Origin of the sequence: Deinococcus aerophilus, from assembly GCF_014647075.1 — a bacterium.
Lineage (GTDB): Bacteria > Deinococcota > Deinococci > Deinococcales > Deinococcaceae > Deinococcus > Deinococcus aerophilus.
This window is the reverse complement of record NZ_BMOM01000040.1, coordinates 1-8,794: the sequence shown is the minus strand read 5'-3', so window position 1 is coordinate 8,794 and position 8,794 is coordinate 1. Positions and strand designations below refer to the sequence as shown.

Genomic DNA, 8,794 nt, shown 5'->3' with positions numbered 1-8,794 from the left:
CCCACTCCCTATCTCGGTGCGGTCTGTCACACAGACCGCCTGGCAGCCTATAAAGGCGTGGTTTTTGGCGCACGGCACGTCACTGGTGGCACACGGCACATCGAGCGGTTCAATGCCACGTTGCGCCTGCGGGTGGCGCATCTGGTGCGCCAGAGCCTGTCGTTCAGTCGCCAGCAGGCGCATCCCGAGCTCCTGATCTGGATGTTCATTCCCCGCTACAACGCGTCATTGCGCTGAACCCACGACCCCCGCGTGCATGATTTGACAGGGGCTGAATACCGCCCTATATTGAAGGAATCAAAGCGGCCTCCGGGCCGCTTTTTCCATCTCCGGATTCTGTGACACAGGCGTCAACGACGGGAAGCTAACCTGAACCCATCCATGATTGTCAAAGAGCATCAGGCGCCGCCCACCACCGAACGATGTTCCTGGAGACGATGTCTCCGCGCTCACCCCGAGGCTACGCCAACGTGGAGAGGGGCGCGCAGCAAGAACCCCCGTCCTTTAGGGCGGGGAGCAGTCAATGACAAGTTCCAGCGCGTCGGGAACGACGCGGAGAGGCAGATGGCGTTTTACCTGTTTCGCGGGGCGGGGCCTGTACCGCACCGCCGATGGTCAGAACTGGCAGTTCGTGTCCGCCGCAACCCCCGGTGCGATGGCCCTCGCCGCAGGACCAGGCGACACTCCACGCCTGTACGCACTCATGCTGGACGCGGGGCTGACCGTCTCGGATGACGGTATAGCGTGGCAGCGTGCCGCAACTGCGCCGCCGGCAGCGTCTGCCGGCCTGGACATTCATCTCGTCAGCGGCAACGTGTACATCGCCGGCCCGGAAGGTGTGGCCCGCTCGGAGGACGAGGGCGCGAGCTGGACGAACCTGAAGCTGCCAGAAGGCGCGCTGCTGGTGACGGCGGACCCGCAGGAAGTGGCCAGGCTGTATGCCGCCGGTGCCAGCGGTACGGTGTACCGTGCGCACGACGGGGGAAGCACCTGGCACCCATGAGCACCCGGTGGCTGGCGCTGGGAGAGCCGTGTTCATCACAGGGACTCGCGAAAGCAACAGGAGCTTCACGGCGGTGGCCGGCACGCCGCAGTCGGTGGCTGGGAGAGCTGGTGAACCGGTGGGCAGTCCGGATGTCATTTCTTGCTGAGCTGTCTCCCGGCATACTGGACGCAGCATGACGACAGTGTTGGTGGTGGATGATGAGCCGAGCGTGCGCAAGGTTGTCGCCGCATACCTGGAACGTGAAGGTTTTCAGGTCCAGACGGCGTCGGACGGCCTCGACGGCTTGCTTCAAGCTGAAGCGGGCGGACTGGCGCTCATCGTGCTTGACGTCATGCTGCCAAAGGTGAACGGCCTGGACGTCTGCAAACGTCTCCGGACAACCACGAACGTACCCATCATCCTCCTCACGGCCCGTGGGGAGGAGTTCGACCGGGTGCTGGGCCTGGAACTCGGTGCAGACGACTACGTGGTCAAGCCGTTCAGTCCGCGCGAGCTGGTGGCCCGGGTGAAAGCGGTCCTGCGCCGCACGTCGGGTGAGGCTGCTCCGATCCCCGTCCTCTACGAGGGTCTGCGGGTGGATCCAGTGACCCGCGAGGCCAGTCTCGCCGGACAGGCACTTGACCTGAGTGCCCTGGAGTTCGATCTGCTGCACGAACTCGCCCGGGCGCCCGGGCGGGTCTTCACCCGCAATGAGCTGATTCAACGGGTGTGGGGTGAGGACTTTCCTGGAGTTGACCGGGTGGTGGACGTGCACATGGTGAGCCTGCGCCGGCACTTGGGAGAGTCTGGGCAGGCGCCGCAGCTCCTGCACGCTGTCCGGGGGGTGGGGTACCGCTTTGGCCGGCTCAAGTAAACCCGGCGGCAACGCCGGACTCGGCCTGCGTGCGAAGCTGTTGCTCTCCTACCTCGCCGTGATCGCCCTGTCCGCCATGACGATGACCGTGATCGCGGAATGGACTGCGCCCTTCTTTTACCGCTCGCATACCGAACAGATGGTGCAGATGTTCGGTATGCAGGACATCCCAGAGATGCGCCGGCAGCTGTCTGAGGGCTTCACAGGCGCGTTTGGAAGCGCCCTCGCGGTGGCCAGTGTCGTGACCCTGCTGTTGGCCCTGGTGGTGAGTGCCCTCGTCAGCCGCCAGATTCTGCGGTCCGTGCAACGGGTGAGCCACGCCAGTACCCGTATCGCGGCCGGACATTACGCCGAGCGGCTGCCGGAACTGGGCCGGGACGAACTGGGCGAACTGACCAACAGCTTTAACCGCATGGCCGAAGCGCTGGAGGCGACGGAAGTGCGGCGACGGGAACTGATCGGCACGGTCGCGCACGAGCTGCGCACGCCCCTGACCGGCATGCGCGGGCTCACAGAAGGGCTGCTGGACGGGGTGTTCCGCATTGAGGAGGCGGGACCAGACATCATCCGTGAAATTCGGCGCTTGGAGCGGCTCACGCAGGACCTGTCGCTTGTCACACAGGCGGAAGCGGGCGTGATTCCCGTGAAGGCGCGCCCTGTAGCGCTGGCAGAGCTTGCCCGTGGGGCGTGTGCGCAGTTTGAACGGCCCTTCTCCAGCGCGGGCCTCACCCTGACCCTCGACGTGCAGCGTGAGGTTCAGGCACTCGCAGATCCAGACCGACTCACCCAGGTTCTGGTCAACTTGCTGGCCAATGCCCTGAGACACACGCATCAGGGGGGCGTGACTGTGCGGGTGAAGAGAGCCGGACAGTGCGGGTGCGTGCAGGTGCAGGACACGGGGGAAGGCATAGCCTCAGAAGACCTGCCACACGTGTTCGAGCGGTTTTACCGCTCTGATCAGTCCCGGGCCCGCGACGCGGAGGAGAGTGTGGGGGCAGGAATCGGCCTCACGGTCTCGCGGCATCTCATCGAGGCGATGGCAGGCCAGATATGGATTGAGAGCACGCCAGGTGTGGGAACCACCCTCACGGTGGAAGTGCCGCTGGCCGCAGCGTTCGACGGATCCAGCCTGCGCAAGTCTTGATTCAGCCAGGATCTGAAGCATTTGACAGAAGTGAAGCTCTACCCTGAGCAGATTTTTGATGGTCGCCGAACTGCTCCAGGAGTGGCCCAGGCCTCGCTCTGCACTGCAGCTATTCTGTTCTTTGCTGTAAGCGGGTAGGAGAACGGCATGGTGATATGGCGTTCCCCTGTTCAGGGATGGTCAGCGGCCTGTGATGGGGGCCATCTGGTGTACTGCTGCGGCCAGGGTTCGGCGGGAAGCAAACCACGCGACGACCGGCGAGGCGGTCAGCATGCCCAGGATCATGCCAACTTGCATCTGGAACACGAACACCACGTCGCTGATCGGTGCCATGAGCTGGCTCGTGTGCAGATACAGCATCCAGCCGACCATACCAACATCGAAGGCCAGAACAGTCACAAAGGTGGCCAGAAGCAGGGTACCGGCAGATGGGCTGGCCAAGCCGCTTGATCGGTGGCCTGCGGAGGTAACGTACTCTGCCAGAAACAACAGAGCAGTGGCCAGAATCAGGATGAAGAGCGCCACGGCCCACAATGCCTGGCCGGCAATCGTCCAGCCGGCTCCGAAGACCACCGGCACGCCGATCAGATGGGCGATGGTGGATGCGGCGGCCCCGGACAGCAGCGCCACAGCGAACGGTGCCCCTGCCGACCGTGGTGTGCTGCCGGGTGCCCGGCCCCAGCGCGCGTACGGTGCGAGGGCCGCTGGTCCGAGGAACAGGGCGCTCAGGGGCCAGACCCAGTCCAGCGCTGAGCGTGGCTGTCGGGCGGCGACGAGATACGTGAGGAATACGGCCGTCAGCGCAGAGGCAAGGACGTAAATCCATGCCAGGGGCGTCAGCCATGCGGGAGTCATCATCGTCATATCCATTCTGGGTTCCTTGTTCGGCGTGATGCCGGAGTGCGGCGATGCGCTCTGAAGTTCATCAGGCCACTGAATGCCTTTCCCGCCTGGGCGGGGACATTGCACCGCAGACTGTAGGGGCCGAATGTTCAGCGTTGATAAATAAAGGCGACGCTGGGCCAGCGTCAATGGGAGGTCACACCAAGAAAGGTCAATATCACCATGCACAGCGCCGCACGGTGATATTGACCCGGCCAGGAGCGTCTCCTAACGTCATCCACGGTGGGCCGCCTCTTCCAGCTTTTGGTGCGTCAGTTCACACGCCCATCAACCGTCAATAACTTCAATCAAGGGTAAAAGTGTGACAGACGGATTTCGCAGAAGAGCTACGCGCCGGACATCTTCAGGTTGAACTTGTGCTGGGCGGGGAACCCCTGAACGTATGACAGGTCGCGAACGGGCACGCCAAACGGCGGTGTTTTGGGTATGTGACGACCTCAAGGGGTAACAACAAGATCCAAGAATTGCCGCTGGCAGAACGTGCTGGCGTGGCCTGCGCGCAGCTTCGGCGGGCGTTCGTGAGTCAAGGCCTTATCCTGTCCCTGAAAGTGCAGCGCGACGTCCTGGTTGTGGCTGATTCAGACCGGGTCACCCAGGTTCTGGTGACCTCGAACGCCCTGCGGCACACGCAACACGGGGGCGTCGCCGTCCGGATAGACGGCAGTGGAAGGTTGGGGTGGTTGAAAGTGCGGGACACCGGGGAGGGCATTTCCACGCAGGACCTGCCCCATGCCTTCGAGCGCTTCTACCGTTCGGATCAATCGCGCGCACGGGACGCCGAAGAGAACATCGGGGCAGGAGTGGGGTTGACGGTTTCCCATCACCTGGTCGTGGCCATGGGCGCCACCATCCAGGTGAGCAGCACCGAAGGCGTGGGATCGACCTTCACTGTGCGGCTGCCGCAGGGCCTCACGGGTGAGCTGGCGGGACGATCAGAGCAGGTTGGTTAAGGGGGACCGCAGGCCCTGAAGTGCAACAGTTCGGTGAGAGGGGTTCTGGCAACGTAACCTCCGTGCGACTCTCGCCACAGGATCAGCACCGCGCTGTGGTCGGCCTGGAACTCACTGGCCAGCTCGGTGGCGACGCGCTCGTTGTCGTGGCCGCCGACGCTGCCCACAGCGGATGTGGTGGGCCACAGTCCGGCAGCTCGGGCCCGGTCTGCCGCGGCGTCCGTCCCGATGGGCAGAGTCAGGGCGGCCAGATTGCGGTAGGTCCAGCCGGTCATCTCCCAGGCGCGCGCGCAGTGACCTGATCCCCAGTGACCGCCTGGCGGGCCACAAACTGACTGGCAAGCTCCCGGGCAGCCTGGGCCCCCAAGGGATCGGCCTTGTAGTGTCCGGTGCTGAAGGCCATTACCCAGGGGGCCTGTGAGCGCGCCAGGTCGCCGCCGGCCTCGCTCACGGCGCCCGACACGACTTGGATCAGGCGGTCCACGCTGGGCTCCAGGCTCTCGCGGGCCAGCTCCGCCTTGCCGGCGCTGGTCTGGGCGTGAGCGCCATACAGGAGGCTGCTGGCAGCAACGGCAAGCGGGACGGTGTGAACCCTGTTCAACGGCACACCCTCCAGTCCCGATAAATGGGCGAATAAGAAAAACTAAGATGACGATGAGAAGGCATTGCCGGGGGTATAAGTACTCTTTCTGCTGCTGCCTGTCACATTTATGGCCTGAGGCCCCCAGTCGCCGCGTCCCACCCAATAGGGGGAACCGACATTGGGCCGCTACGCATTCCCGGACAGCGCCGTTTCATCCAGCTTATCTGGCTCCTGCAGCGCGGCGTAACCGGTAGCGTCAGCTCACAGCATCCAGCAGATAGATTTCTGCTCGCCAAGCACCTCATGCAAAAAGCGGCTTGAGGTTGCTGCAGAGCAGAACGTACGCCACCAGGACGTGGAAACCGACCAGCGCTGAGGGCAGTCGTTCTGGATTCCGTCCCAGACGACGGGATCTGAACAACCATGCAAAGGAGGCTCCACCATCCAGCATTTCGGCACCAGGACGAACCCCTTGCTTGCCCTTGGTCGCTTGACCACGATCAATTCGATGCCAGCTTCGGTGGCGTCGGTCGCCGCCCGCTCGCCCGTATACCCCTGATCAGCAGGTTCTGGCAACTTGAGCTCATCAGGTTATTGAGTCGTGACTGACCGCAAGCCTTACCGCTGCCGTTTTCCCCTGAGCGTCATTTGGCTGTACCACCGCTTCCCATCGAGCCACCGGGACGTCCAGGAACTGCTTCACAAGCGCGGCATCGTCGTCCGTCACGAAACCATCCGGCAGTGGAACATCAGGTTTGCGCCCTTCCTGACCGGGGAACTGCGTCAAGATCGGCAGGATCAAGCACTGGTTGTGGCGGGCGGTGGACCAAAACGGGGGCGTGCTGGACATCCTTTTTCAAGAACACCGCGATACCGAGGCGGCCAAGTCTTTGTTCGTGCGTCTGTCGGGGAAATACGACGTGTCGGAAGTCATTCACACCGGTAAGCTGTGGAGCTATGGGGCGGCACTGCGTGAGCTTCCCGTGCTCCACACCGTAGAGCACGTCCAGATCGTCTCCACCGCCCGCTGCAATACCCTCGTGAAGCAATCCCATCGACCGACCCGGCAGCAGGAACGCAGCCAGATCGGCTTCAAACGACGGAAACGAACTTCAAGAGTTCCTCGCCCTACACACCCAAGTCTCGAATCTTCACTGCTCCACCCGAGCCGCCGTCTCTGCCAGCATGAGAAGAAGCAAACAATCCGCTCGGGGAGAGCGACTACACTCCCGAGGTGCTGCGCGGCAAGACCAGTCGGTCAAGTGACGCCGGGGCGGTGGAGGGGCGGCGTCAGGCCGAGGAAAACTGCGCCGCCGAGGAGACGCCGGCAGAGCTGCCGCCTGGCTTCAGCGGGCGGACATGCGGCAGCGTGAACGAGAAGGTGGTGCCCTCTCCCGGCACGCTGTCGGCCCAGACCCGGCCGCCATGGCGCAGGACAATGCGGCGCACCGTCGCGAGCCCGACGCCCGTGCCCTCGAACTCGCTGTGCGAATGCAGTCGCTGGAACGGACCGAACAGCTTGCCGGCGTACACCGGGTCAAAGCCCACGCCGTTGTCCCGCACCCACACCGTCCACTCCCCGTCGCCCGCGTGTGTGCCGATCTCGATGACGGCACGCTCACGGGTGCGGGTGAACTTCACGGCGTTGCTCAGCAGATTGGTCAGCACCTGCTGCAAGGTGGCCGCGTCTCCCATCACCTGCGGCAGCGCCCCTACCCGCCACTCGATCTCGCGGTCCTGTCCCTCGTCGGCCACATTCCGGCGCGCTTGGTCTACCAGCGCGTTCAGATCGACGGCGATGTGCGTCAGCGGCCGCACGGTGCTGCGTGACAGGGCCAGCATGGCGTCGATCATGTCGCTCATTCGTTCGGCGGCCCCCTCCACCATCTGCAAGGACCGCTCAGCCTTGCCCGGCTGTCCGCCGGCCAGGGCCCGGCGGGCCACCTCCACGAAGCTCTTGACGTGGCGCACTGGAGTCCGCAGGTCGTGCGAGGCGCTGTACGCGAAGGCTTCCAAGTCCTCGTTGGCCACTTGAAGCGCTTTGTTGGCCACCTGCAACCCGCGGCGTTGCTCCTCCAGATCCTGGGCCTGCCATGCCCGTTCCAGTCCCAGGCCCAGACTGCGGCCGACCGCCTCGAACAGGGCCCGGTCCTCCGGATGCCACGTCTGATACTCCTCGCTGCCGATGGCGAACACGGCGGCCGGCTGACCGTCCCGGAAGTACGGAAAGAAGGCGGCTGCGTCGTAGGATCCGGCCCCAGCGACGTGCTCGTCGCGGACCCCCAACCGGTCGAAGAACACCGGTCCCCCGGCCTCCACGGCTGCGGACAGGCCAGGGGTAGACGCCGGCACGCCCGCACACAGCGCGGCGCGCAGGACCGGGTCCGGCACGTTGGTGTGCCGCGCCCGCCACAGCCCACCGTCCCACTCGTAGTAGCCTGTGGACCAGCCCGGCATGGAGGCCAGGAACAGCTCGCACGCCCGCTCCGCCAGCCGGACCCGGTCCGTTTCCAGGCCGATGGCCTCGGTCAGTGTCATGAAGGCTTCCAGGGCGCGCTGCTGTTCCTGGCCCAGGGCTTTACGCTGCTGGGCGCTGTACAGCGCCTGGTACACCGCCAGGAACAGCAGCCGCTGCTGCGTGGTCCAGACCGCCTGACCCACCAGGCCCACCGAGAGCAGCGCGACAGGCTGATCTCCCTGGAAGAACGGGGCCACACCCACCGCCTGGAACTGCTCGGCATGCGGCATGCCCTGCTCCGCCGAGTTCCAGTGGTCAAAGAACTGCGGCGCGCGGGCGGTCACCGTCTGGGCCAGAAACGGCGTGTCCAGAGGCAGCCCAGACCGGATCAGCGCCTTGAGCTCAGCGGGGACGGCGTCGCTGTTCACCTCGGCCACCCAATGCTCTCCCTGTCGTGTGAAGTAGACCGCCAGCAGGTTGGGGATGTTGCGGCGCAGTATGCCCCCGACGTGGCGCGCCAGCGCGGTCACGTCATCGGTGGTGGCCGCGGCCTCACTCAGAGCCACAGCGGTGGACAGCACCTGAATCTGGCTCTGAGCGGCAGCCAGGGCCTCGCGGAGCTGGACAGGATCATCGGACGACGTGCCAGTCAGGGAGGGGCCAGAGTCGAACATCGCCCGGCACTATAAGGTTTTCCAGGCCGATGTCCGCGTTCCTGATCATCCCCGCTTGAACAGGATCGAGAGCCATCCTGCGAGGCCAGCCCGGTGGGGCCATGACCTCGTCAAAGGCGTGCCGCAACACCCGCATGCGGGTGGAGTGACCCCCCAGGAGCGGACCAGGAGGCAAGGCACTTCGCCCCCGTCAGCTCTTAGGCTGACGGTACCGAAGGAGCCG

Annotated in this window: 9 protein-coding genes and 2 pseudogenes; 6 read left to right on the top strand and 5 right to left on the bottom strand. The window is 64.6% G+C overall.

Translation table 11 applies throughout. From position 1 onward, the window contains the following. The 4 genes from IEY21_RS16750 to IEY21_RS15125 all read left to right on the top strand — a co-directional run. Positions 1 to 237 (top strand): IS1 family transposase (locus IEY21_RS16750; protein ID WP_229753150.1); only part of this gene is annotated, 237 nt, incomplete at its 5' end. Positions 238 to 655: 418 nt separating this feature from the next. After that, positions 656 to 1,003: a WD40/YVTN/BNR-like repeat-containing protein gene (locus tag IEY21_RS15135; protein ID WP_188905186.1), complete on the top strand. Its 348-nt coding sequence runs from the start codon at positions 656 to 658 to the stop codon at positions 1,001 to 1,003. A gap of 175 nt (positions 1,004 to 1,178) precedes the next feature. After that, the gene (locus IEY21_RS15130) at positions 1,179 to 1,859 is read left to right on the top strand and encodes a response regulator (protein ID WP_188905185.1); all 681 of its coding nucleotides are present in this window, start codon (positions 1,179 to 1,181) and stop codon (positions 1,857 to 1,859) included. After that, positions 1,843 to 3,003 carry a sensor histidine kinase gene (locus tag IEY21_RS15125; protein ID WP_229753149.1) on the top strand — a complete coding sequence of 387 codons (1,161 nt, stop codon included), beginning with the start codon at positions 1,843 to 1,845 and terminating at the stop codon, positions 3,001 to 3,003. The genes IEY21_RS15130 and IEY21_RS15125 overlap by 17 nt, the downstream gene beginning before the upstream one ends. A 180-nt stretch (positions 3,004 to 3,183) precedes the next feature. Here IEY21_RS15125 and IEY21_RS15120 read toward each other — a convergent pair whose 3' ends face one another. After that, the gene (locus tag IEY21_RS15120) at positions 3,184 to 3,867 is read right to left on the bottom strand and encodes a DUF4396 domain-containing protein (RefSeq protein WP_229753148.1); all 684 of its coding nucleotides are present in this window, start codon (positions 3,865 to 3,867) and stop codon (positions 3,184 to 3,186) included. Between the two features lie 467 nt (positions 3,868 to 4,334). Between IEY21_RS15120 and IEY21_RS15115 the strand changes: the two genes are divergently transcribed. Next, the gene (locus tag IEY21_RS15115; protein ID WP_188905183.1) at positions 4,335 to 4,856 is read left to right on the top strand and encodes a sensor histidine kinase; all 522 of its coding nucleotides are present in this window, start codon (positions 4,335 to 4,337) and stop codon (positions 4,854 to 4,856) included. On the opposite strand, the gene IEY21_RS15110 is transcribed toward IEY21_RS15115, so the two are convergent. The 3 genes and pseudogenes from IEY21_RS15110 to IEY21_RS15100 form a co-directional block, all read right to left on the bottom strand. Then, positions 4,853 to 5,131 carry a hypothetical protein gene (locus tag IEY21_RS15110; RefSeq protein ID WP_188905182.1) on the bottom strand — a complete coding sequence of 93 codons (279 nt, stop codon included), beginning with the start codon at positions 5,129 to 5,131 and terminating at the stop codon, positions 4,853 to 4,855. The two genes, IEY21_RS15115 and IEY21_RS15110, sit on opposite strands and share 4 nt — an antisense overlap. Next, a complete protein-coding gene (locus IEY21_RS15105; RefSeq protein WP_188905181.1) occupies positions 5,128 to 5,457 on the bottom strand; it encodes a hypothetical protein in 330 nt (109 codons plus the stop codon). Before IEY21_RS15105 ends, IEY21_RS15110 begins: the two co-directional genes overlap by 4 nt. A gap of 283 nt (positions 5,458 to 5,740) precedes the next feature. Beyond that, positions 5,741 to 6,000: pseudogene (locus tag IEY21_RS15100) on the bottom strand (IS5/IS1182 family transposase); the annotation flags it as partial. Between the two features lie 40 nt (positions 6,001 to 6,040). Between IEY21_RS15100 and IEY21_RS15095 the strand changes: the two are divergent. Then, positions 6,041 to 6,705: pseudogene (locus IEY21_RS15095) on the top strand (IS6 family transposase). Positions 6,706 to 6,729: 24 nt separating this feature from the next. On the opposite strand, the gene IEY21_RS15090 reads toward IEY21_RS15095, so the two are convergent. Continuing rightward, positions 6,730 to 8,571 (bottom strand): sensor histidine kinase, encoded by a 1,842-nt coding sequence (locus tag IEY21_RS15090; RefSeq protein WP_188905179.1) that lies wholly within the window; start codon positions 8,569 to 8,571, stop codon positions 6,730 to 6,732. Between the last annotated feature and the right edge of the window lie 223 nt (positions 8,572 to 8,794).

Bases quoted from the DNA above. Each gene is read 5' to 3' on its own strand.
- IEY21_RS15135 (WP_188905186.1), top strand. From the start codon at position 656: ATGGCCCTCGCCGCAGGACCAGGCGACACTCCACGCCTGTACGCACTC.
- IEY21_RS15130 (WP_188905185.1), top strand. From the start codon at position 1,179: ATGACGACAGTGTTGGTGGTGGATGATGAGCCGAGCGTGCGCAAGGTT.
- IEY21_RS15120 (WP_229753148.1), bottom strand. From the start codon at position 3,867: ATGACGATGATGACTCCCGCATGGCTGACGCCCCTGGCATGGATTTAC.
- IEY21_RS15110 (WP_188905182.1), bottom strand. From the start codon at position 5,131: ATGACCGGCTGGACCTACCGCAATCTGGCCGCCCTGACTCTGCCCATC.
- IEY21_RS15090 (WP_188905179.1), bottom strand. From the start codon at position 8,571: ATGTTCGACTCTGGCCCCTCCCTGACTGGCACGTCGTCCGATGATCCT.